Below are 24553 nucleotides of genomic sequence, written 5' to 3' on the forward strand. Positions count from 1 at the left end.
ACTATAAAATGATAAATGGTGGGAACATCATATGATATATATAAAACAAATTATAATGAAAAGTACATATAAAATTAAAAATAATACACCCGAAAAGATAAAGAAAAATACGAATGATATGATGGTTGGGAGGTTCCTAATGTGATGATGAGTCAACTAAAGGAAACTCCTATAGAAGATAAAGTATATGCAATTCAACAAGGGAACAAATTTTTGCAAAATGAATTACTAAGAACGTATCAACCTTTTATAGCTAAGTGTGTATCGGAAGTATGTAAAAGATATATTGATCCAAAAAGAGATGATGAATTTAGTATCGGATTGTCGGCTTTTAACGAAGCTATATTTTCGTATGTTCCAAATAAAGGAAGTTCTTTTTTATCGTTTGCAAAATTAGTTATTAAACGGAAAGTTATTGATTATATCCGTTATCAGCAAAAGAGGACTGCGTCTTTATCATTAGATGAAACCTATGATGAAGAGCAAATGGAAAACTCACTGGAAATAGCTGCAGTTCAAGAAAAATACCAAATGGAGATTGATGCTCAAAACAGGAAAGAAGAAATTCTAGAATTTAAAGAGAAATTAAAGTTATACAAATTGTCATTAGTTGAATTAACTGAGGTATCGCCAAAACATCGTGATGCCCGAGAATCCGCAGTGAAAACTGCACGAATTCTTTTTAACGACCCAATTCTCAGGGAATATGTATACAGAAAGAAAAAACTCCCTATTAAAGATTTGGTGAAAAAAGTCGATGTTAGTAAAAAAACATTGGAAAGAAATAGAAAGTTTATACTCGCAATGTTTATTGTGCTTAGTGAGGACTATATCTATCTTAAGGAATATCTTAAGGGAGTGGGGCAATGAAAAAAGGAATTGTGATGGAAAGGCATCGCAAATATACCATTTTAATGACAAAAGATGGTTCCTTTGTTAAAGGGAGAGTACTTTCGAATCAATCTGAGATTGGTGAAGAAGTTGTCTTTCGACCAATAGGAAATCGCCAAGTTATGTTACGCAAGCAACGCGGCATACCTTGGAAGGTGTCTTTATTAGCTGCTGCAGTATTATTAGTTATTTTACCGATATATTTTTTATCTAATGGAGAGAAAGCTTTTGCGTATGTAACCGTAGATATCAATCCTAGTATCGAAATGCAAGTCGATGACCAATTTGAAGTGCAAACGATAGAAGCTATAAATGATGACGGAGAAGAGGTCATAGGGTCCTTAAGTGAATATGAACATGATTCTATTGAAGAGGTTATCCGACAGATTATCCTCGAGAGTGAGGATCATGGATTTGCATCTGAGAAAAATATGGTTGTTGGTATAAGTTACTCAGGTGAAGATATTTCTTATTCGATTCCAAACCATTTGCAAAATTATTTATCAACATTACAAGAATGGCGTGTAGCAACATTAGTTATACCTGAGGAGATACGTGAATTAGCACAGGAAGAAAAAACTTCAATGAATGAAATGATGGCGACTCAAATGAACGACAATGAGGAATTGATAGATGAGGAAGCGTTAGATTCTAATGATAAAGCAATTATAAATTCTTTTTTTAATGAAATAGAAGAAGCGAATCCTGATTCATCAAAACAAGAAACGGAAAAAAAAGAGGATACAGAAGCCATCAATGAGGAAGAAAATAGTGAAAATGAAATAAAACAAAATATAGCTAATTCAGCACAAAAAAAAGAAATTGTAAATACAGTTGAAGAGGATCAAGATGAGAACATACCTGATAAAGAACATAAGGTAAGAGAAGAAAAAAAGGAACGAACCCCTGAAAAACATTGGGAAAACAAACAGGTTCCGTCAGAAAAAGATAATAAAAAAAAACAACATGAAGATAAAAACCATAAGTCTAAATTAGATGAAGAAATACATGATAAATATAAAGAAGAACATAAAAATTTTAAAGAGCATAAAAGCAAAAGCTATAAAGAACATAAAAATTATAAAAAGCATAAGAATGGTAAAGACAAACGGAATGGACATCATCATAGAACAAACTCAAAACATAAACATAATGAATTACCAAAGAAAGAAAAAAATCATAATAAAGAATTTAAATGATGGGAAAAATTCTCCCATCATTTAAGTGTGGTTACATTTCTATTTTCTCCGGATTTAAAGGTGTTGTTAACTTCATTGCATGTTCTAAATAATACAATAAAGTATCATGTGAACTCAGTACTTGCTGATGATCCATAGAAAAGTGGTAATCGTTTAAGAAACGTTCAATTTTCTTTGATAACATATCATCTTTTGTACGTACCATGAGCACTAATAAATCATCCCATTGCCCCCAAAGTGTATAATACAATGCTTTATCGTAATCTGGAATAACCATCCTTATTCCCTCCTTACTCGAAAAGGATATTTCTTATTTTGCCCGGTTTCTATATATAATGTCTTTTACATTAATGGTGTGTCTGCCAAAAAAAGGTGACATAAATGTGCATAAAAAGAAAATATCAATACAAAATAAAGGCAAATAAGGTAAGGAGGAAAAAGTTATGAAATTACGTATATTTGCGATTATGGCTTTACTATTTGTGCTTGTAGCTTGTCAGAATGCAGAAGAAAATTCAATGGATAATAATAATATGGGTGAAGGCAATGTGGAACCTACTCGCTATGACAACAACTCTAATTTAGGACAAGAAATGTCTGATAAAAACAATTCCATGCAGCGAGATGCAGATCAAAATCAAAATACTAAGTACGATGTATCAGAAGAAGCTGCTAAAAAAATAGCAGAAAAAGTAGAAGGAATTGAAGATGCATATGTATTAACTACCGATAACAATGCATATGTTGGAGCACATTTAAATCAAGAAAATAATAACAATGGAAACAATAGTCAATCTGGAGACAATGTATCTGATGAAATGAAAGAACAAATAGCAAATATTGTTCGTTCGGTTGATAATTCCATTGAAAATGTTTATGTTACTACAAATCCTGATTTTATGGATTTAACGGATCGATATATGAATGATGTAGATGAAGGTCGTCCTGTTGAAGGATTCTTCGATCAAATAGGAAATATGATTGAACGCGTTTTCCCGAATAACCGATAAATTTATAATGAAAGTCCGTAACTGTCAAGATGAGGCCCAATCCGGTCAAACTCTTGACAGTTTTTTATTTGAGTTAATTTCATAACTAGTGATTCATTTCATGAAAATTAAATTCCTTTTCTTTCATGATACACATATGATATAGTGTAGACATATAATTATTAGTATCCAAAGCGTTTTACTTGGAATTAATATAAATGGAGAGGAAACCATCAATGGGTAGAGAATTTATAGATATTTTTGAGGATTGGGCACCTTTATATGACGACAGTGTGACTGGGAAAGATGCACAATATGAAAAGGTGTTTGAACATTATGATCAAATTCTTTCAGAAGTAGTAGAAAATAGCCAAGATAAGGTACTGGAGTTTGGTGTTGGGACGGGAAATTTAACAAAACAGTTGCTCAATGCGGGAAAGACCGTAATTGGAATTGAACCATCGACAGCAATGAGGGAAATTGCTAAAAAGAAACTTCCTGGTATTACAATCCTGGATGGTGATTTTATAAATTTCCCAACATTGACAATGCCAATTGACAGTATCGTTAGCACATATGCGTTTCATCATTTAACTGATGAGGAAAAAGAGCAAGCAATTAAACAATTTCATGAAGTACTACAACCAGAAGGTATGGTAGTATTTGGAGATACAATGTTTGAAACGAAAGAAGCGAAACAAAACCAAATTGATTTAGCTAGAAAACAAGGTTTTAAAGCATTAGCTGAGGATTTAGAGCGAGAATATTATCCGATAATCAAAACAGTCCGGAATGCTTTTGAAAAGTACAATTTTCATGTATCATTTAAACAGATGAATGATTTTGTGTGGATAATCAGCGCAAAAAAATTAGCATGAAGGAGAGATATACCAATGACTAAAAAAATGAATGTAGAAAGTTTTAATCTTGATCATACAAAAGTAAAAGCTCCCTATGTAAGATTAGTTGGGGTTACTGAAGGTGCAAATGGTGATAAAGTGCACAAGTATGACATTCGTATTAAACAACCAAATAAAGCACACATGGAAATGCCAGGTCTCCATTCGTTAGAACATCTAATGGCAGAAAATATTCGAAACCATTCTGATGCAGTTCTTGATATTGGACCGATGGGATGTCAGACAGGATTTTATCTATCATTAATTAATCATGATGATTATGATGATGTTCTTACAATGATTGAAAAAACGCTAGAAGACGTTTTACAAGCTACTGAAGTACCAGCTTGTAATGAAGTTCAGTGTGGATGGGCTGCAAATCATAGCCTTTTAGGTGCTCAGGAAATTGCAAAAGAAATGTTAAATGAAAAAGCAAGCTGGTCAGAAGTATTTTAAAAAAATAAAATCCTCATTGTACTCTTTCTCTCCAAGGTAGGAGTGACAATTCATTGGCAATTTATGAATCGATACAACAATTGATTGGCAATACACCTTTATTAAGAATTAATGAGATGGACATTCCAAATAATGTTCATCTCTATGCAAAATTAGAATTTTTAAATCCTGGCGGAAGTGTAAAAGATCGTTTAGGACAATATTTAATTGATAAAGCTTGGGAGCAAGGCTTTCTTCGAGAGGGAAGTACAATAATCGAACCAACAGCTGGAAATACTGGTATTGGTTTAGCTTTAGCTGCTAGAACGAAAAAGTTGTCGGTTATTTTTTGTGTACCTGAGCAATTTAGTGTCGAAAAGCAACAAATCATGAGAGCTTTAGGTGCAACTATCATTCATACTCCAAAAGAAAAAGGGATGATGGGTGCAATAGAAAAAGCTGAACAATTAGTTGAAGAAATCCCAAATAGCTATTCTCCACAGCAGTTTTCAAATAAATTTAATCCTATGACCTATTATGAGACGATGGCACCGGAAATTTGGAGTGATTTACAAGGAGATATTGATATCTTTGTAGCGGGTGCGGGATCGGGAGGTACTTTTACAGGTTGTGCGAGTTATTTTAAGGAAAGAAAAAACTCGATTCATAATGTTATCGTTGAGCCCGTTGGTTCAATTTTAGGGGGAGGAGAAGCTGGTCCACATTTAACCGAAGGAATTGGAATGGAATTTATCCCTGAGTACATGAATCAAAGCTTTATGGATGAGGTACAAACTATTTCGGATAAAGAAGCTTTTTCGATGGTAGAAGAACTTGCTAGAAAAGAAGGATTGTTAGTGGGTAGTTCTTCTGGTTCAGCGATGGTAGCTGCTTTAAACAAAGCAAGAGAAGCTAGATCAGGAACGACAATTGTTACTATTCTTCCTGATGGAAGTGATCGCTATTTAAGTAAACAGATTTATAATGTGTCAAAGCAATTGTAAAGGAGTTTGGAGAGATGAGAGATAAGACAAAAATGATACATGGTGGAATTACTTCAGATGAACGTACTGGAGCAGTAAATGTCCCGATATATCAAGTAAGCACATATAAACAAGATGCTCCAGGAGAACACCGTGGTTACGAGTATTCTCGTACGGGAAATCCTACTAGACATGCACTCGAAACTGTAATTGCCGAATTAGAAGAAGGGAATGCTGGCTTTGCTTTTGGATCAGGAATGGCTGCCATTACTTCGATTATGATGTTATTGGAATCCGGAGATCATGTCATCATGACAGATGATGTCTACGGCGGATCTTACCGATTAATGACTAAAGTGTTGAATCAGTATAATATAGAGCATACTTTTATTGATACAAGTTCAGAGGAATCTGTGATCAATGCGATTAAACCAAATACAAAAGCGATTTATGTAGAAACACCAACTAATCCGTTGTTGAAAATTACAGATATTAAGGAAATATCAACGATTGCGCAAAAACATAATCTTTTACTAATTGTAGATAACACTTTTGCAACTCCCTATTGGCAAAAACCACTAACAATGGGTGCAGATATTGTATTGCATAGTGCTACGAAGTATATTGGTGGACATAGTGATGTTGTTGCGGGATTAGTGGCAGTGAAATCCAATGAATTAGCGGAACGGATTCATTTTATACAAAACTCTGTAGGAGCAGTACTTGGCCCACAAGACTCATGGCTCTTACAACGTGGAATTAAAACCTTAGCAATTCGTATGGAAGCTATTGAGCAAAACACGAAAAAACTAATTGCTTATTTAGAACAGAATCCAAGAGTAGAAAAAATATATTATCCTGGACTAGAAAATCATCCAGGACACCATATTGCCAAACAACAAGCATCCGGGTTTGGTGGAATGGTATCGATAGATGTAGGAAGTGGCGACCTTGCAGATAAAATTTTAAGCAAAGTAGAATTTTTTACACTGGCAGAAAGTCTTGGTGCCATTGAAAGTTTGATATCGATTCCTGCCAAAATGACACATGCCTCTATACCTGCTGACCGTAGACAAGAACTTGGTATTACTGACGGATTAATTCGTTTATCGGTTGGTATTGAAGATATAGATGACCTTATTGACGATTTAGAAAAATCGATGCAGTAAGTAAGATAAAGGACTATTTCCTATATGGAAATAGTCTTTTTTTTGTTGTCTAGGAAATTAAAAAATTTGGGGGCTGTGGATAAACAACTAAGTTAATAAGCCACGTCCAGCTCCAGCGCCCATCACCTATTGTCCTTCCGGAAACCTCCTTACGATAAAGAAGACTGCCGAGTGTTCTTTGTGAGGCATAGTCGCACTTATGCCAATGGTGAAAAGAAGACTGCCGAGTGTTCTTTGTGAGGCATAGTCGCACTTATGCCAATGGTGAAAAGAAGGCTGCCGAATGTCCTTTGTGAGGCATAGTCGCACTTATACCCTTGCGGTGAAAGTCAACATCGATTCGCATACGCTTATCGTGTTTCCTTTATCTCAAAGAAATAAAGAAGTTCGACCAGTCGAACCACCCCTTGAAAAACAGGGGCGCAGGACATACGGTGATAAACGGGCGCTTGCGCTTTTGTTCCAAAGGGAAGAACAGGATAAAATAAAATTGCTTTGGATTTTGCTCTTTTTAGGCCAAGTGATGCTAGAAACAATTCATTGGTTGTACTATAATCATTGTAATACGAAGTTTGTTTTATTATGCAAATAATTGAGGAGGTAATAGGATGAGTGAAAAAGCATTACGTTATTTACAAGAACATCGAGAAGATATGTTAAACAGGTTATATCGCTTTTTGTCTATACCAAGTGTAAGTACAGACTCCAAACATAAACAAGATATTGGCAAGGCAGCTGATTTTTTAATTACATACTTAGAAGAACTATCATTTACAAATATTGAAAAAGTAGAAACAGAAGGACATCCTCTCGTATACGGTGAATATATGGAAGCCGGGGAAGATGCACCTACTGTATTATTGTATGGTCATTATGATGTTCAGCCTGTTGATCCAATTGAATTATGGGATAGTGATCCATTTAAGCCTGAACTTAGAGATGGACGTATTTTTGCCCGAGGTTCAAGTGATGATAAAGGTCAGGTGTTTATGCACTTGGCTGTATTTGAAGCTTATTTAAAGACAGCAGGAAAGCTTCCGGTTAATGTCAAAGTTTGTATTGAAGGGGAAGAGGAGATCGGTAGTGAAAATTTATATGATCTTCTACAAAAAAATAAAGAAAAATTCAAGGCAGATTTTGCAGTTATTTCTGATTCTGGAATGGCAGAAAAAAATCAACCAACGATTTTATATGGTTTAAAAGGCTTTACTGGTATCGAAATTAAAGTAACTGGTCCAGATCATGATTTACATTCTGGAATGTATGGTGGAGCAGTTAGAAATCCAATTATGGCTTTAAGTCATATCTTATCGTCTTTAAAAGATAAAGACGAGGTAATCACTGTAGAAGGTTTCTATGACAATGTGGAAGACATTTCAGATGAAGAGCGTAAATTAATGGATCAGGCACCAGGTGAAGACTTTATTCATGCTACCGGTATCCCTGAAGTTGCATCAGAAAAAGGGTATACAGCGAAGGAACATACAATGGGTAGACCAACGCTAGAAGTAAACGGAATTTATGGAGGATATCAAGGAGAAGGTACAAAGACAATTATTCCATCAACTGCCACAGCAAAAATCACTTGTAGATTAGTGCCAGGGCAAGATCCAGTAGATATTCAGGATAAATTAGTCAATCATGTAAATAATTCTACGCCTTCAGGTGTTACTGTAGAAGTGAAGAAAGAAAAACTCTCTGCTAAAGCGTATAAGGTGGAACCGACACATCCATTGATACAAAAAGCAGCCAAAAGCTACACAAAAGCGTTTAATAAAGATACGGTTTTCTTACGCATGGGTGGTTCCATTCCTGTTGTAGAATGGTTTGAATCTATTTATCAATTCCCTATTGTATTATTAGGTTTTGGAACACCTGAAGATCGTTTGCACTCACCAAACGAAAGTTTTCCATTAGATAGTTTTGATAAAGGTATGGAAACGCTCGTATACTATTGGAGTGAATTGTAATTACGATATATTTACGAATTGGCTATATTATAATATCGGGAAATAAAGCGTTTATTTAAGGAGGGGTCAGGCATGAAAGCAGCAATAGTAACAGGAGTATCAAAAGGATTAGGAGAATCCATTGCAAAGCTGTATTTAGAATCGGGAGTAATGGTAATTGGAATATCACGCACTGATAACAAGAATTTATATTCAATAGCTGAAAACAACAATACAGAATTTCATCATGTAGCTTGTGATTTATCGGATTTAAGTGAATATGATTCAGCACTTAACAAAGTGGATGAAATACTTTTCCAAGATCAAGTAGAATTAGGTACGATATATTTAGTGAATAATGCAGGTATCGTTGATCCAATAGACCAAGCAAAAAATATCACTAACGATACATTACAAAAGCATTTACAAGTGAATACTTTCGCACCAATGGCTTTTACAAATTATTATTTAAAAAAAGCAGAGGAGCGTCAAGTTACATTAATTACTGCAATCGTCACATCCGGCGCAGCCAAGAAGCCTAAATTTGGATGGAGTGCTTACTGTTCTTCTAAAGCAAGTATGAACATGTATACAGAAACGGTTGCTCTTGAACAAGATGAAGAGCAGACTGGGAACCAAATTATTGCTTTTAGCCCTGGAGTAATGGATACAAACATGCAGGAAACAATCCGTTCTAGCTCAAAAGAGGCTTTTAAAGATGTAGAAGATTTCAAGGGACTAAAAGATAATAATCTATTGAAGGATACAGATTTAATTGCAGGTGTTTTAATTGATATTATGACTGATGAAAAGATACAAAATGGAAAAATTTATGATGTCAAAGATTATATTTAAGTGCGATTTCCAAAAGAAGGATGGAAAGGTACAAGAAGATCGAGGCTACATAGCTTGAGGTCCAGAACACATACCTTTAATTCATGAGGAAAGGAAATGCAAGCAGCGAGCTTTCACAGGATATGGTGGTTTCTGCGTTGCCCCACAGGCGATAGGGGGCGATTTTAGCTGAAGATCCTCCTGATAAATGTCTATTTTCGCCAGACTTATGGAACTACCTCTTTAAGAAATTTACCTATTAAAAATTAAAAAAATAGTTATTCGCCCTCCCAAAACTGATGAATCCGCATAAAGTAAATTAGATTCAAATAGAGGAGGTAACAAACATGGGTAAAGATCATCATGGTGAAAACTTTGGCTCCGCTGGCTTTGCATTGCTAGTAGTGCTGTTTATCTTGCTTGTCATCATAGGAACTGCATACTCTGGTGGAGACAAATGCGGTGGCTATTGTGGCGGCGGCTACGGCTGGTAGTCAATAAATTTAAAAATGAAATCTAAGAAAGCTTGTAGCCAACGCTACAAGCTTTTTGTTAGTCTAGGAAATTTAAAAATTTTGGGGCTGCGGATAAACAACTAAGTTATTTAGCCACGTCCAGCTCCAGCGACCATCACCTATTGTCCTTCCGGAAACCTCCTTATGATAAAGAAGACTGCCGAATGTCCTTTGTGAGGCATAGTCGCACTTATACCCTTGCGGTGAAAGTCAACATCGATTCGCATACGCTTATCGTGTTTCCTTTATCTCAAAGAAATAAAGAAGTTCGACCAGTCGAACCACCCCTTGAAAACCAGGGGCGCAGGACATACGGTGATTAACGGGCGCTTGCGCTTTTGTTCTAGAAATTAATTTCTTGAAACACTTGATGATTGATTCGTTTATACATATATCGATGAGCCAAGAATATTCCCAGCAATACGACAGCAAAGAGAATAACGGCCAATAGATAAACATTCGATAGGTCGATACTCCATAGTACAATGGTGATCAAACCAAAAATAACAACTTGCATAAGAAAACCAAAAAACGGAACAAATCGATTTTTAAATAATTCTTGTTCATCTGTCCAATTTAATTTTGGTTGGTTCATATCAAGTATGATTCCAATACAACTAGAAAACCAATTAATTGCAAGGAATACTACTCCCCATAACATAAGTACCTTTATTGGGAGACCTATAATAATACCAATGATGAATAGTAATATCATAGGTAATAAACCAATTAGATAAGATACAATCAATTTACAATGAATTACTTGTTTTTGATCAAGTGGAAGAAATAAATTAGCTTTCCACGTTTTACCTTCTCGAGAAATGGCAGTTGCAGCAGTCATGTTAATGCTTACCATAAAGACAGTAACAATAAACAAAATCAATAGAATATTTTTTTCTGGTATTGATTCTGTAATATTGCCTGTTAGTCCACTTCCAAAGTCCAAGAAGAAAATAACCAATAAAAATACTGGCATAAATAATGATTGAACAACACATTGGGTAAGAAATGTCGGTGTTCTTAAGAGAATACGTAAATCCTTTTTGATATATGATTTCCAAATTGGTTGAGAAGTAATGGATTTATCTAATTTTTTCTTAGACATTTTTCCACTACCACCGCTACTCATACCTAGTACGCCTTTTAGATATAGTTTTTGTCCAAGTAATGCAAAAAGTATGATTGCTAATCCACTCAGTATTATCATTAAAAATATAAAAAGAAATCCAGTAATTGATTCTGCTTGATGCAAGCTATTTGCTGAAAACCATGCTGGCGGATAGAAATAGGTAATCCATTGTAATAGCCCTTCTTGTTGTTGCATCATTTGACCAATCGATTCCATTAATTCAGATTCATCCGTATTGAGTCGTACGATTACATTTATTAAAATAACAGCCGCAAGCGAGAATACACCTGCAAATATTTTTGAGCGATCCTTATTTTTAGCGATATTTACATAGCGCATGACAAACATTAAAATCACAGAAGCGATTACAAAAGGAATTACTGGCAATAGAATAAATAAAAGGATTCCATAAATATAGTAAAGTATTGATCCATTACTAATATTTCCATAAATAATCATCATAGGTAGGTAGGTAATTCCTGATAATAAATATGAGTAAATCAAAGGACTTGCTGCTTTTCCTAATAAAATTTGGTATGGGTGTAAAGGAAAAGGGATGTACGCCTCTACATCATCTGCAAAATAAAAAGCAGTTAATACTGAAACAATACAAGTAATGAATAAAATAATGCTTATTCCGACGAAAAGTAGACCAAGTATCATCGATTGCTGCTGTAGAGGTGCAAACACATTATAAATAGCACTAATTAAATTATTATACAGTGTAAAAATTAATCCGAGAAACGGAATGAAAAATAATCCAGCAACGATATACAACCATGCATAGCTATTTTTGCTTGTCGAAGTGTATTGCATCTTTAACATAATACGGATGACTTTCCATGTCTTACTCATCATTGGTCAACTCCAAGAATACATTTTCAAGGGATTGATCTGTTGCATATTCTTGTTGGAGCTGTTCCACCGTCCCATAAAAAATTAGTTTACCTTTATTAATAATTGCAACTTCATCACATAGTTGTTCCACGACCTCAAGTCCATGGCTAGAAAAGAAGACTGTATTCCCTTTGTCAGCGTGTTCTCGCATCATAAGTTTTAAAGAATGAGAAGATTTAGGATCTAATCCGGTTAACGGTTCATCGAGAATCCAAATATCTGGATCATGTAATAGTACACCTGTTACCATTATTTTTTGACGCATACCATGTGAATAGCTTTGTATGTAATTTCCTAATGCATCATGAATAGAAAATTGTTTTGTAAAGTATTCAATTCTTTCTTTTCGTATTTCAGCGGGTATTTCATAAATATCTGCTATAAAATTTAAATATTCCATTCCTTTTAATCTAAGGAACATATCAGAACGGTCTGGAACTAATCCGAATATTTTCTTTGCTTCTAGTGGCTGTTTTTCAATATCAAGTCCATTTAAAGTAATGGAGCCTGAATCAATTGGTAAAATCCCTGTCATCATATTAATAGTGGTGGATTTTCCAGCACCATTTGGCCCTAAGAAACCAATGATTTTTCCATTGGGAATCGTCAAATTTAAATTTTGGATGGCTGTTTTTCCCTCAAATTCTTTTGTAACTTGGTTTATTTCGATCAATGTGTTCCCTCGCTTTCCAAAGTCTGTATTACTGTTCGAAAAAAAGTTCATATGTTAGAATTTACATTGGAATAACTAACGAATGAGCTATGCATAGTATTAGTATAACGTACTTATAGATAGAATTGGAGAGGAAGAAGTTAATGATTTCAAGAAAAAGTAAGCGAGAAGTAGAGCAAATGCAAGCTGCTGCAGATGTTCTAGTTGCCTGTCATAAAGAAATTGCAAAAATGATTAAACCGGGTATTTCAACGATTGAAATAGATAACTTTGTTGAAGGCTTTTTAGAAAAACATGGTGCTACTCCTGAACAAAAAGGCTATAATGGTTATCCTTATGCAATTTGTGCATCGTTAAATGATGAGATCTGCCATGGGTTTCCTACTGAAAAACCATTAAAGGATGGAGATATAGTAACCATTGATATGGTTGTTAATTTAAATGGTGGTCTAGCTGATTCAGCTTGGACATACGCTGTCGGTAACGTAGATGAAAAAGGAAAACGGTTAATCGATGTGACCAAAGAAGCGCTTTATAAGGGGTTAGAACAGGCACAGCCAGGTAATCGAATAGGTGATATCGGTCATGCTATCCAAACTTTTGCTGAAGCAGAAGGGTTTTCGGTAGTACGTGACTTTACAGGTCATGGAATAGGTCCGACTATTCATGAAGACCCACATATTCCTCACTATGGTTTGCCAAACAAAGGGCTTCGTCTAAAAGAAGGAATGGTAATTACAATCGAACCTATGATTAATGAGGGAGCTTGGCAAAGCAAGATGGATGATAATGGATGGACTGCTAGGACAATCGATAAAGGACGTTCTGCTCAGTTTGAACACCAGATTTTCATTACAGAGAATGGACCACTTATTTTCACAGAACAAGATAAATAACAAGCAAAAGAGGCTGAGACAAAAGTATTTAATCAAAAGACAAATCCAAATGATTGGACTATAAAATCCCGCTTCAGAAATATACTGCGCTTTCCATGGGCGGCTGAAGAGCCTCCGGATGCTCCGCATTCCGGGGTCTCCCCTAGGCCTTGCTCCCATAGGAGTCTCCGTATATTTCTTACGCTTATTCTAGCTTTCATTCGTCTTTTGACTAGCACTTTTTGTTATGTCCCAGCGTCTTTTATCTTGCTTTACTTTCACTTTATTTCAATCTTATTTTTTTGCTGTTTTAGCACCAAATAAAATAGTAATAATTGGGCTTAGCAGGCAGAAAAATGCAAATGGTAAATAAGTGAGCACCGGTACTCCAAGTACATCCGCTATAAATACTCCACATACACTCCAAGGAACTAATGGATTAATAACTGTACCAGCATCTTCTAGTGTTCGAGACAAGGAGCGCTTCGTTAATCCAGCTTTTTCATATATAGGCTTAAACGTTTCACCAGTTAATAATATAGATAAATATTGCTCACCGATAAGTACATTAACACCAATAGCTGTTCCTGCAGTTGATACAATAATCGATCTTGCACGTTGTAATTTCTCTTGGAAACTATTTAATAAACTTGGGATAATACCTGTAACAAAAAGTAATCCGCCAAAACTTAAGGCTAATATAACTAATGAAATAGTAAATAACATTCCATTTATTCCGCCGCGAGTTAATAATTCATTAACAGGTTCAAAGTTCGTAGTTCCAGTAAAACCATTAAACCAAGCACTGGTAATTTCTTTCCATGTAAATCCATTGGTGATTTTTCCAAGGATAACGGCGATTAAACTACTTAATGACAAAGCTAGGAACGCTGACATTCGAAATACAGTACACACAATTAAAATGATTAAAGGGATCCAAGACGTCCAATGCATAAGACCACTATTTATTAAAGCTTCTCGATAAGCTTCTACATTGCTTATCGATGTACCCTGTTTAGGAGAAAGTATTGCAAATACAATAAATGAAATAATAAATGCTGGTATAGTAGTTAAACTAATATGTTTTATATGATCAAATAAATCTACTCCAATTATAGAAGATGCGAGATTCGTTGTATCAGATAAGGGTGACATCTTATCTCCAAAAAATGCCCCTGAAACAATAGCACCAGCAGTGATGGCTAATGAAGCATCCATTGCTTCAGCCATTCCAATAAATGCTACACCAATAGTTGCCGTAGTTGTAAGAGAGCTTCCCATAGAAATCCCGATTATCGCAGTAACTGCAAAGACAACCGCATAAAACCACGTAGTGCCAATTAATGAGAAACCTGTGTTAATTAAAGTAGGTATAGTACCACTTATCATCCAACTACTAATTAACACTCCGATAATGAAGAAAAGGAAAATAGCTCCCATTCCGGAAGAAGCTCCAGTCGACATTGCATCTTGGAGAGAAGCGTAATTAATCTTCTTAAATAGTCCATAACAAATTAAAATTAACATTCCAATTAAAATGGGTATATGCGGTGTTGTTTCTAATCCGATGATAAAGTAGCTAATAAATATAATAATACATATAAAGAATAACAAAGCTTCCCAAAAAGCTGGTTTGTGTTTTGCCGAAATAGGTTTCATAGTCTTTCCTCCTAAAATATAAAAAGCCCCGTCCCTCTAAGGGACGAAGCTGTATACTCCGCGTTACCACCCTGGTTGATAGAAAGAATTCTATCCACTCAAATGCTGACAATCATAATAACCTGAGAATTGTAATTCGATATGAATCCGCCAGAGTTTTCAGCGACCACTCTGTCTCTTATACTGCTAAATTCAATATCTACTCCGAATCTCTAATTGTCGGTAGTGTTAAATTGTTAATACTGACTATACAACCACCGAGCTAGTATTGTCAATAACCAATTTCTTCTTTTTAAATATTGGTAATTTAGTTATAATTAAATCAAAATTTAATTTGGAGAGAAAACATAATGCAGATTTCATCAACAACAAAAGAAGAATCGTCTTTAACAATTATGAAAAGGGGGTTTAAAGCCGGTTTTCCAATTATGCTTGGGTATTTACCAATTGCTATTACATATGGAGTGCTAGCTAACCAAATAGGTTTGTCTCTATTTGAATTAACTTGGATGAGTGCAGCGGTTTTTGCTGGTGCCAGTCAGTTTATGGCAGTAAATATGATTGCAGTAGGAACAGGTATTATCGAAATAATTATTGCAACGTTTGTTTTGAATTTCAGACATTTTATTATGAACTTATCAATGATGAACGTATTAAAAGCAATTCCATTACATAAAAAATTACCGCTATCCCTTGGCGTAACGGATGAAACATTTGCAGTTTCTTCCATGTATCCGGAAGAAGGTAAAAAAGCACAAGGCATTTGGTTTTACGGAACTATTATCGGATTTGCGTATATTTCCTGGGTAATAGGTTCATTGTTTGGTGGATTATTAGGGGAAATAATTCCTCCTGCTTTAAGTCAAAGCATGGGAATTGCGCTTTATGCAATGTTTATTGGGTTATTGATTCCATCTGTAAAAAAGGATTTCAAAGTAGTTTACATTGCGGTAGTAGCAATGTTTATTCATTGGGGATGTCTTCAATTAGGGATTAGTACCGGATGGGCAATTGTGTATGGAACTATTTTTGGTGGAATGATTGGCATTCCTTTATTGAAGGAGGAAGATGTATGATTATTGTAATGATAATGGGGATGTTTATTGTTACAATGCTTCCTCGATTAATACCTGTTTTTATAGTTGAGAAAATACAGTTTCGTCCTTGGGTTAATCGTTGGCTACTGGCAATCCCATATGCTGCACTTGGTGCGTTAATTTTTCCAGGTATATTATCCATAGTCCCTAATCAGCCAATTGTAGGATTACTTGGTGGATTAGTAGCGATTACGCTTTCTTTACTTAGGCTAAATGTTGTTTTTGTTGTTATCGGTTCTATATTAGCAGCATATATCATGATAAATTTATTTCCGATGTGATATACAACTAATATCCTCGATGATGTAAGGATTAATTTAATTATTCAAAAATTATAAAATGTGATTGTAAAGGGAACTTGACGTAAAGTTCCCTTTACTTTATGATTTGAACTAGAAGGGATGACGAGTGATGAGGAATAGAATGAAAGAATTTCGTGAAATTCATAACATATCTCAGGCTCAGATGGCAGAGATGCTTCATGTGTCAAGACAAACCATTATTTCAATAGAAAAAGAAAGGTATAACCCCTCATTACCTCTAGCTATACAAATTGCCAGGTGTTTTAAGACAAATGTAGAGGAAGTCTTTATATTGGAAGATAAATAAGGAAGGGGAGAAGATTATATTGTATATGAACAGCAAAACTGGTAGACGTTTTTTTACAATAATGGGGTGTTTATTTCTCTTATACACTGCTATTTTTTCATCAGCTTCCATATATTCATTAGGGTATATACAGGGGCATGAACTAATTCAATTATCAACATCTGTTATGTGTTTCTGTTTAGCCTATTTATATCCGCAATTCAAGCAGAACGATGAACGTACGAAAACGATAAAAGAACGAGGCATGTTTTTAAGTTACTTTTTCTTTGGGGGATATAGTGTAATATTAATGTTATTGTTTCAATTTGAATTACTGACTTTGACTGGATATCAGACGGTATCTTTAATAGTTTCATTGATGATTGTTACTGTATTCTCTTCATTCGTTATTTTATCTAAGCGATATTAGCCTTGTTTGAGATACATCATATATAAAATCCCCCTAAGGTTTAAGTTGAAAACTCTTATAGGGGGACCTAATGATTTAATTTATTGTTCTTCGAATGGTTCAATATGAATAAGCGCGTGAGAAATTCGATGCTTATCATATAAATATTCTTCAATTCGATCGGTAATTTCATGACCTTGAGCAACTGTTAAATTAGGGTCTACATGGATGGTTATGTCGAGTAACTCTTGATTTCCATGGATTCTTCCTTTAATATCATCGACACGTAAAACAGAAGGATCTTTATCTATTGTTTCTTTTATTTCTGTTAATTTTTCATCGTCGAATCCATCAGTTAATGTAATCGTAGAATCTTTAAAAATATCCCAAGCAGTCTTACAAATAATAATACCCACAACTCCAGCAGTTAATGGATCTAACCAAAATAAACCGAATTGAGCCCCGATAATACCGATAAAAACCCCGATACTAACTAAAGCATCTGCTTTGTTATCCATAGCAGCTGCATATAAAGATCCGCTCTCAATTTTCCTCGATAACCGTAAGTTAAATCGATACACACATAACATAATACCTGCTGCAAAAATGGCGGTCCAAGCTGTTAACATATCAGGCTGCGTGTAAGATGAATTGATTAGTTTTTGTCCAGCTTCGAAGATGACTTGGAGACCGATAAACATCATAATGAATGCTGCAAATAAAGATGCAATGGTTTCTGCACGATAGTGACCATAACGATGAATATCATCGGGCGGTTTCCGAGCAATTTTAAGGCCGATCAGCACAGCAACAGAAGTGACAATATCTGTTAGATTATTTAACCCATCTGCTCGTAATCCATCTGAACTACCGATGGAAGCAATATATAGTTTTGATGAAGCGAGTATCAGGTAAGCAATGATGCTTAGCCATGCACCTTTTTCACCTTGTTTTAAATGATCTGAACGATCCATTCTCTTATCCTCCAGCATGTAATAAAAATACTTATTTATAGCTTATATAGTCTACCAAACCTTCTGCTGGTGGGTCTAGAGAAACAAACAAGCATATAGCCATAGGTCTTGAGAGTTCTAAAGGAAGTTTCCTTTATACAACATATGATTAGTTAAAAACAATTTTTCTTTAGTAATAGAATGAATTTCATAATAAAATATATTGTGTAAAATCCGAATGTTTACTATCTAATTTTATTATGAAGCTTTTATTGATGCACCGGTTTTAGCTTATGTAAAAAGAAAGACACTATTCAAGTGAATTCTTCAAGCTCTTATTCTGAGAGGGAATCGCCTTATTCATCTTAATCAAATTCAAGTTATTATTAAAATACGAACGTTATTTTTAAGAAACAAATAAAATATTCGTTTTTAAATAAAGCTTAATAATGATGAAATTGAATTCGTATCATAAAAATGTAAATAGGTGGTTGCAATTTTTTAGAATATTAAGGATAATGGTTAAAAGGAACAAAGGGGGCCTATTCCATGAGGAAGGCTAAAACAGTATATCGTATATTTCGCTATGCAGGAGAACCATTACAAGCTAAGCGTGAGATTTCATTTGAAACAAGCTTGATCTCAAGATTAATCTTAGATGAGCTATGCTTCACTTGGAATAAGACGAAGTTGGAAGAAGCCTTAAATAGCTCCATTGATCAAAGTAATGAACAATTGTTCTGGAAATTAAGTGAAGAGTACAAGCAGTATGTTTGGGAATAAAAATAGTGATTATGCCTTGCCTCAACAGGTAAGGCTTTTTTTGAGAAGATAAGTAAAATTTCATAGTACAAAAGTTACTGTTTATTCCATACTGGATCGATTGGGGAGTGGATTATTTCTGGTTTTAGATTGTTCATTCAAAAAAAGAAATTGGAGGGAAAAAATGAATAATAAGAATTCTTTAGTGAAGAAAAAGTACATGATTATTTTTTACATACTATTATTTTCAATCCTGTTAGGAGTTGGAGCCGAACTCATTGTCGGAGCACCGATCGCTAATATTTTAGCAATTTTTATAGGGGGATTAGTTGCTCTTGTCACTATTTGGCTGATAAATAGAAGTGAACGATATGCACACTTTATACCTTATATCGTCATTATTGCTATATCAGGGGTAGCGCTAATTGTTATGATGAGTTCAGAATATGTAACAAATATGTTATTTATGTTTTATCTATTGGCTGTTTCTGCTTTATCACTCTCTATCCCAGCTTTAATTACTGGTGGTGTAGTTGGATTACTATTACTTAGCTATTTTGTGTTGGAAAAGGGTGAAGCTATAGGATTTGATTCACGATCTATGGCAATAACAATTGTTTTCTATGCTTTAGTATTTATTGTTTTATTTATACAAGTAAAAATAGCACAAATGCTGCTGATAAATGCAGAAAAATCGCTAGAAGAAAGCAATAAGCTCTCGCACGATCAAATGGAACAATCTAAGTTAGTGAAAAACGGTGTTAGTCAAGTACATCAGGAAATGCAAGTAATTGAAAAGGAAAGTCATTGGAACTTCCAATCCATGAAGGAAATGCGAGACGCGTTTAAAGAAATGAATGAAGCAACACAAGTTCAGTCACAAGCTGCTACAACGATTTCTGAAACAACAGAACTGACAAATCAGCAAATTAAACTCATGATTGACCTATTTACGAAACTTAAGAATGATGGCCAAAACTTGGAAGCGTTGTCAAAATCCGGATCCGAATCTATCAGTGAATTAAATAAAATGATGAAAGGATTTCAACATTCTTTTAACAATTTATCAATAAATATGAAACAATTAGAGCGTACTATTAAAGAGAGTACTGAATTTATTACAGAAATCCAAAGTATTGCTTCACAAACAAATTTACTAGCATTAAATGCAAGTATTGAAGCAGCACGAGCTGGTGAATCAGGTAAAGGATTTGCAGTTGTGGCTGAAGAAATACGTAAACTTGCAGAGACATCAAAATCTACAGCGGAAAAAATTGAAGTTAATATGGAAGGAGTACAACAAGATGCTATTCACACACAACAAGAAGTGAAGCAAAATGGAGAACAGTTGGAACAAAGTATCGAACGAGTGAACAAAGCAAGTGACAACTTTGCAATAATATCCAAAGAAATTTTACAGTTTTTAGATTACACAACTGAATTACGTCATCGAGGTCATAATATCCAAACGTCTTCCATAGAGATAGATCAATCACTAGACCAACTAGTTTCTATTATAGAAGAAAACACTGCTACTATGGAACAGATGGAAGCAACAGTCGAACAACAAGCAATACGGATGGGAGTTTTAACAGAAGCAATTGAGGCGACAAATCAAGCTGCTGCGTCTTTAGAAAAGAAAAAAGTCTAATATTGGGGGGAGAATGAATGGATGTAAAGAGTAGGAAAAAGATTCAACGAAGCTGGATGATGTATGATTTTGGAAATTCAGCATTTGCCACAACCATTATGGCAGCAGTCCTACCGGTATATTATTCAACCGTTGCCGCGTCTGGATTAGATGACAATTTAGCGACTAGTTATTGGGGATATTCACAATCAATTTCCGTGTTAATCGTAGCAATTCTAGCACCAATTCTTGGTGCAATTAGTGATTTCTCGGCAGCAAAGAAAAAGTTTCTTCGTTTCTTTGCTTTTATGGGAATTATAGCTAGCTTATTAATGATGTTTGTTGGAGAAGGAGATTATATTCTTGCATCCCTACTATTCATCGTTGGTTCCATAGGCTTTTCAGGTGCTAATGTTTTCTATGATGGATTTTTACCAGAAATTGCTGAAAAAGATGAAATGGATAAAGTCTCCTCTGGTGGATTTGCTTTTGGTTACATCGGTGGAGGAATTTTACTTGCCATCAATGTTGTTATGATACTAAAACCCGACTTATTCGGTCTACCGAATACAGAGTGGGCTACAAGATTAGCTTTAGCTTCTGTAGGGGTCTGGTGGTTTATATTTGCTATACCATTATTAAAAAATATTAAAGAAGAAAAGAAGCAACAAGTTAGCAGAACGAAATCGTATGTAGCAATTGGATTCAACAGAGTAGGTAATACATTTCGCGAAATAAAACAATACAAACAATTAGCGATTTTTCTAATTGCGTTTTGGTTATATAACGACGGTATTTCAACGATCATTCGTATGGCAACAGTATATGGAAGTGAGATTGGAATTGCTCAAAATGATTTAATTATCGCGTTATTAATTACACAATTTGTCGGCATACCATTTACTTTCTTCTTTGGGTGGTTAGCGACAAAAATTAATCCTAAAAATGCTCTATATATTACCTTGTTTACTTACCTTGGAATTGTAATTATCGGTTATTTTATGAATTCTGCACTTCATTTTTACTTATTGGCAATTATTGTAGGTATGGTACAAGGAGGAGCTCAATCCCTTAGCAGATCAATCTTTGGAAGAATGGTACCAGCCGGAAAACATGCTGAGTTTTTTGGTTTCTATGGCATCTCGTCAAAATTTGCCGCAGTCGTTGGACCATTTATGTTCGCTACCATTGGACATTTAACCGGCAATAGTAGACTTGGTATATTATCACTGATTTTCTTTTTTGTAGCAGGTATCATTTTATTACGATTTGTGGATATCAATAAAGGTATTTTAGAAGCAAAAGAAGCATCTGACCCCAAAGATGATGTGATTATTAAAACGAAGTAATAAAAAATCCCCTATTGTAGGAAACGTTCCTATAATAGGGGATTTTTATGAAGAGAATTATCATTCAGTCCATTTATGCATCTTATTTATTTGAAAGTAGTGTTCCAATTGAAATTAATTTCTGGGTCATTCCAAGCTAACCGTTTTTCATCAGGATCATTTTTATTATAAGATTTAGTCGTAAAATAAATGATTGTGGCTGGTTTACTTCCTAAAACTCTGTAGCCGTGAGCAATCCCCTTTGGTATTAGTAATAAGATAGGATTGTGCTCTCCCATATAGATGACATCTGTTCTGCCAGTAGTATTTGTATTTTTTCTCAAGTCGTATAGAACGACTTGAGCGTTTCCTGAGGCAAAATACCATAAATCATCTTGTTTTTCATGATAGTGGAATGCTTTAATCACACCAGGATAACTCATGGAAATAGTTGCCTGACCGAAATGCGATAATAAATGTTCATCGTCTCTTACTAATTCAGCTAGATATCCGCGATCGTCACAGTGTTTTTCTATTCGTTTTATCTGTACACCTTCAATCAAATATATCTACTCCTTATTAATAAAGTTACAAAGGGCTTCTTTCCAAAAACGAGGGAGTTTAGTTCCAGAGGATTTCAGCTTATTCATACTTAAAACAGAGTAACTCGGTCTCTTTGCTAGAGTTTTATATTCCTTAGACGTAACAGGTGTAATTAAAGTTGGGTCAGTTCCGCATTCCTCATAAATTGTTTGTGCAAAGGAGTACCAACTACAAATACCATCATTTCGTATATGGTAAATACCAAAAGGAAGTTGCAGCAATGGTATGCAAGCTTCAACTAAATCATAGGTATAGGTCGGACTCCCAATTTGATCATTGATAACTTTTAATGGTTTTCTTTTGTAGGCATTTTTTTTAATCGTATTAACAAAGTTATTTTCGCCATCCCCAAACAACCATGATGTTCGTATAATATAACTCTCTGGTAATGTTTGTAGAATAAACTCCTCTGCTAGCCACTTACTTAAACCATAATTATTTTTGGGATTTGGACGATCGGATTCAATATAAGGGGTGTTTTTTTCTCCATCAAATACGTAATCAGAACTAAAAAAAACAAGCTTTGCTCCGTATTTTTTACAAGCACGAGCAAGATGTAATGTCCCAATCGCATTTACTTGTAGAGCAAGAATTGGGTGTTTTTCGCTAAGATCAACTGCTGTATATGCAGCAGTATGGATAACGTAGTCTGGTTGAAAGGATTGTATTTGTTGTTCAATTTTAATTGGATCGGTTATATCCATCTCTTTTTTTGAGAGGCGCTTTATGTTAATACCAAGACCTAACTTGGAAATGAACGCTTTCCCAAGTTGACCCTCACAACCTGTAATCAGAAATCTCATTGTAAACCACAACCATTTCCATTTGGAGATTACTATTCGTTTTTAAGAATAATTTGATTTGCTTGAAAGATGGAATCATATGTCCCAGCGTCGATCCACCAATTCGGTAATACATCAAAAGTAAGTTTGCTCTTTTGTAAGTATAAATTGTTCACATCTGTAATCTCTAACTCTCCTCGAGAAGAAGGAGTAATTTGTTTTATAAATTCAAAAACTTCCGTACCGTACATATAAATTCCTGTGACACAATAATTAGAAGAAGAATCACTTGGTTTTTCTTCAATGGATAATATATTTTTTTGAGACTTATCAAATGTAGCAATTCCATATCGATTAGGATCCGAAACGGTTTTCAACAAAATTTTGGCTCCGGTGCTTTGCTTCTCATATGACTGGACATAAGGAATTAAGGAATCATGAAATATATTGTCACCCAGTATAACCGTTAATTTATCACTGCCAACAAATGTTTTACTAAGTAATATTGCGTCTGGTATACCGATAGCCTGCTGCTGTGCTTCGAAGTGAATACGTACACCTAAGTCTCTTCCGTCACCTAATAATTCTCGAAAAAGTGGTATATCTTGTTGATTGGTAGTGATTAAAATTTCTGTTATATCAACTTCGCGTAATTTAAATATCGGATAGTAAATCATTGGATATTTACCTATAGGAATCAAATGTTTATTTATCACTTTTGTAAGAGGGTGAAGTCTGGTTCCTTTTCCTCTGGCAAGTATCATGCCCTTCATTTTGTATTACACTCCCGCCTCAGTTGTATAGGAAATTGAAAAATTTAAAGATGTGGATAAACATACTAAGTTAATTAGTCACGTCCAGCGCAAACGCCCCGAAAATAGGCGACTACACGAGGTCGCCCGCCTGTCAACGTTGCCCCAGGACGGGGGGGTTCTTAGTCGGATTTCCTTAAAATTGCCGCTTGCGCTTTTGTTCTTGTCTAGGAAATTATAAAATTTTGGAGCTGTGGATAAACAACTAAGTTAATTAGCCACGTCCAGCTCCAACGCCCATCACCTATTGTCCTTCCGGAGACCTCCTTACGATAAGTCAACATCGATTCGCATACGCTTATCGTGTTTCCTTTATCTCATACGGTCCCGTCCAGGACATACGGTGATAAACGGGCGCTTGCGCTTTTGTTCTATCCTATGCATTTAATAAATGCTCCGTTCTTGCCTAAATTACTTGAAATTAGTCTGAGACCTATTCGTATCTGCTTGGTTAGTAATACAATATAGTACTTGTGTAATGGTTAAGGAGGCT

At 34.9% G+C, this 24553-nt stretch carries 26 protein-coding genes; 18 read left to right on the plus strand and 8 right to left on the minus strand.

What is annotated here, in order from left to right:
- Positions 1–144 precede the first annotated feature (144 nt).
- Positions 145–870, plus strand: a complete 726-nt coding sequence (gene sigI, locus OB_RS05845; RefSeq protein ID WP_041544109.1) for an RNA polymerase sigma factor SigI — start codon at positions 145–147, stop codon at positions 868–870.
- Positions 867–2090: an anti-sigma factor domain-containing protein gene (locus OB_RS05850; RefSeq protein WP_011065504.1), complete on the plus strand. Its 1224-nt coding sequence runs from the start codon at positions 867–869 to the stop codon at positions 2088–2090. Before sigI ends, OB_RS05850 begins: the two co-directional genes overlap by 4 nt.
- 31 nt (positions 2091–2121) lie before the next feature.
- On the opposite strand, the gene OB_RS05855 is transcribed toward OB_RS05850, so the two are convergent.
- Positions 2122–2367 (minus strand): YhdB family protein, encoded by a 246-nt coding sequence (locus OB_RS05855; protein WP_011065505.1) that lies wholly within the window; start codon positions 2365–2367, stop codon positions 2122–2124.
- 166 nt (positions 2368–2533) lie between these two features.
- Here OB_RS05855 and OB_RS05860 point away from each other — a divergent pair, with 166 nt between their 5' ends.
- The 8 genes from OB_RS05860 (at position 2534) to OB_RS18100 (ending at position 9842) form a co-directional block, all read left to right on the plus strand.
- On the plus strand, positions 2534–3100 hold the full coding sequence (locus tag OB_RS05860; RefSeq protein WP_011065506.1) for a YhcN/YlaJ family sporulation lipoprotein: 567 nt from the start codon (positions 2534–2536) through the stop codon (positions 3098–3100).
- A 215-nt stretch (positions 3101–3315) separates the two neighbouring features.
- On the plus strand, positions 3316–3957 hold the full coding sequence (locus OB_RS05865; RefSeq protein WP_011065507.1) for a class I SAM-dependent DNA methyltransferase: 642 nt from the start codon (positions 3316–3318) through the stop codon (positions 3955–3957).
- 15 nt (positions 3958–3972) lie between these two features.
- Positions 3973–4434 (plus strand): S-ribosylhomocysteine lyase, encoded by a 462-nt coding sequence (locus OB_RS05870; RefSeq protein ID WP_011065508.1) that lies wholly within the window; start codon positions 3973–3975, stop codon positions 4432–4434.
- A gap of 53 nt (positions 4435–4487) precedes the next feature.
- A complete protein-coding gene (locus tag OB_RS05875) occupies positions 4488–5417 on the plus strand; it encodes a PLP-dependent cysteine synthase family protein (RefSeq protein WP_011065509.1) in 930 nt (309 codons plus the stop codon).
- A gap of 14 nt (positions 5418–5431) precedes the next feature.
- Entirely contained in the window at positions 5432–6565 is a 1134-nt protein-coding gene (locus OB_RS05880) for a bifunctional cystathionine gamma-lyase/homocysteine desulfhydrase (protein ID WP_011065510.1), read from the plus strand.
- 608 nt (positions 6566–7173) lie between these two features.
- Positions 7174–8535: a dipeptidase gene (locus OB_RS05890; protein WP_011065512.1), complete on the plus strand. Its 1362-nt coding sequence runs from the start codon at positions 7174–7176 to the stop codon at positions 8533–8535.
- Positions 8536–8607: 72 nt separating this feature from the next.
- Positions 8608–9369 carry a (S)-benzoin forming benzil reductase gene (locus OB_RS05895; protein ID WP_011065513.1) on the plus strand — a complete coding sequence of 254 codons (762 nt, stop codon included), beginning with the start codon at positions 8608–8610 and terminating at the stop codon, positions 9367–9369.
- Positions 9370–9695: 326 nt separating this feature from the next.
- Positions 9696–9842, plus strand: coding sequence for a YjcZ family sporulation protein (locus tag OB_RS18100; RefSeq protein ID WP_011065514.1), 147 nt, complete (start codon positions 9696–9698; stop codon positions 9840–9842).
- Between the two features lie 364 nt (positions 9843–10206).
- On the opposite strand, the gene OB_RS05900 is transcribed toward OB_RS18100, so the two are convergent.
- Both OB_RS05900 and OB_RS05905 read right to left on the minus strand, forming a co-directional pair.
- Positions 10207–11850, minus strand: coding sequence for a putative ABC transporter permease subunit (locus OB_RS05900; RefSeq protein WP_152023696.1), 1644 nt, complete (start codon positions 11848–11850; stop codon positions 10207–10209).
- Complete coding sequence (locus tag OB_RS05905; protein ID WP_011065516.1) at positions 11840–12562, minus strand: ABC transporter ATP-binding protein; 723 nt, start codon at positions 12560–12562, stop codon at positions 11840–11842. The genes OB_RS05900 and OB_RS05905 overlap by 11 nt, the downstream gene beginning before the upstream one ends.
- 143 nt (positions 12563–12705) lie before the next feature.
- On the opposite strand from OB_RS05905, the gene map reads away from it, so the two are divergent.
- The gene (map, locus tag OB_RS05910; RefSeq protein ID WP_011065517.1) at positions 12706–13458 is read left to right on the plus strand and encodes a type I methionyl aminopeptidase; all 753 of its coding nucleotides are present in this window, start codon (positions 12706–12708) and stop codon (positions 13456–13458) included.
- 273 nt (positions 13459–13731) lie between these two features.
- Here map and nhaC read toward each other — a convergent pair whose 3' ends face one another.
- Complete coding sequence (gene nhaC / locus OB_RS05915) at positions 13732–15096, minus strand: Na+/H+ antiporter NhaC (protein WP_011065519.1); 1365 nt, start codon at positions 15094–15096, stop codon at positions 13732–13734.
- Positions 15097–15446: 350 nt separating this feature from the next.
- Between nhaC and OB_RS05920 the strand changes: the two genes are divergently transcribed.
- The 4 genes from OB_RS05920 (at position 15447) to OB_RS18105 (ending at position 17211) form a co-directional block, all read left to right on the plus strand.
- Positions 15447–16172, plus strand: coding sequence for an AzlC family ABC transporter permease (locus tag OB_RS05920; RefSeq protein ID WP_011065520.1), 726 nt, complete (start codon positions 15447–15449; stop codon positions 16170–16172).
- The gene (locus OB_RS05925; RefSeq protein WP_011065521.1) at positions 16169–16474 is read left to right on the plus strand and encodes an AzlD domain-containing protein; all 306 of its coding nucleotides are present in this window, start codon (positions 16169–16171) and stop codon (positions 16472–16474) included. Before OB_RS05920 ends, OB_RS05925 begins: the two co-directional genes overlap by 4 nt.
- A gap of 130 nt (positions 16475–16604) precedes the next feature.
- Positions 16605–16802 carry a helix-turn-helix transcriptional regulator gene (locus tag OB_RS05930; RefSeq protein WP_041544110.1) on the plus strand — a complete coding sequence of 66 codons (198 nt, stop codon included), beginning with the start codon at positions 16605–16607 and terminating at the stop codon, positions 16800–16802.
- A 25-nt stretch (positions 16803–16827) separates the two neighbouring features.
- Entirely contained in the window at positions 16828–17211 is a 384-nt protein-coding gene (locus OB_RS18105) for a hypothetical protein (RefSeq protein ID WP_152023746.1), read from the plus strand.
- 80 nt (positions 17212–17291) lie between these two features.
- On the opposite strand, the gene OB_RS05935 is transcribed toward OB_RS18105, so the two are convergent.
- A complete protein-coding gene (locus OB_RS05935) occupies positions 17292–18164 on the minus strand; it encodes a cation diffusion facilitator family transporter (protein ID WP_011065524.1) in 873 nt (290 codons plus the stop codon).
- A gap of 528 nt (positions 18165–18692) precedes the next feature.
- Here OB_RS05935 and OB_RS05940 point away from each other — a divergent pair.
- From OB_RS05940 to OB_RS05950, 3 genes are all read left to right on the plus strand, one after another.
- Positions 18693–18926 (plus strand): hypothetical protein, encoded by a 234-nt coding sequence (locus OB_RS05940; protein WP_011065525.1) that lies wholly within the window; start codon positions 18693–18695, stop codon positions 18924–18926.
- Positions 18927–19089: 163 nt separating this feature from the next.
- Positions 19090–20556: a methyl-accepting chemotaxis protein gene (locus OB_RS05945; RefSeq protein ID WP_011065526.1), complete on the plus strand. Its 1467-nt coding sequence runs from the start codon at positions 19090–19092 to the stop codon at positions 20554–20556.
- 17 nt (positions 20557–20573) lie between these two features.
- Complete coding sequence (locus tag OB_RS05950) at positions 20574–21884, plus strand: MFS transporter (RefSeq protein WP_011065527.1); 1311 nt, start codon at positions 20574–20576, stop codon at positions 21882–21884.
- Between the two features lie 86 nt (positions 21885–21970).
- Here the strand turns inward: OB_RS05950 and OB_RS05955 are convergent, their stop codons facing one another.
- The 3 genes from OB_RS05955 to OB_RS05965 are packed head-to-tail and all read right to left on the minus strand — an operon-like array spanning position 21971 to position 24021.
- Positions 21971–22426 (minus strand): dTDP-4-dehydrorhamnose 3,5-epimerase family protein, encoded by a 456-nt coding sequence (locus OB_RS05955; RefSeq protein ID WP_011065528.1) that lies wholly within the window; start codon positions 22424–22426, stop codon positions 21971–21973.
- Positions 22427–22432: 6 nt separating this feature from the next.
- Positions 22433–23269 carry a dTDP-4-dehydrorhamnose reductase gene (gene rfbD, locus OB_RS05960; RefSeq protein ID WP_041544111.1) on the minus strand — a complete coding sequence of 279 codons (837 nt, stop codon included), beginning with the start codon at positions 23267–23269 and terminating at the stop codon, positions 22433–22435.
- A 32-nt stretch (positions 23270–23301) separates the two neighbouring features.
- Positions 23302–24021, minus strand: coding sequence for a sugar phosphate nucleotidyltransferase (locus OB_RS05965; RefSeq protein ID WP_011065530.1), 720 nt, complete (start codon positions 24019–24021; stop codon positions 23302–23304).
- Between the last annotated feature and the right edge of the window lie 532 nt (positions 24022–24553).

Source organism: Oceanobacillus iheyensis HTE831 (assembly GCF_000011245.1).
GTDB lineage: Bacteria > Bacillota > Bacilli > Bacillales > Amphibacillaceae > Oceanobacillus > Oceanobacillus iheyensis.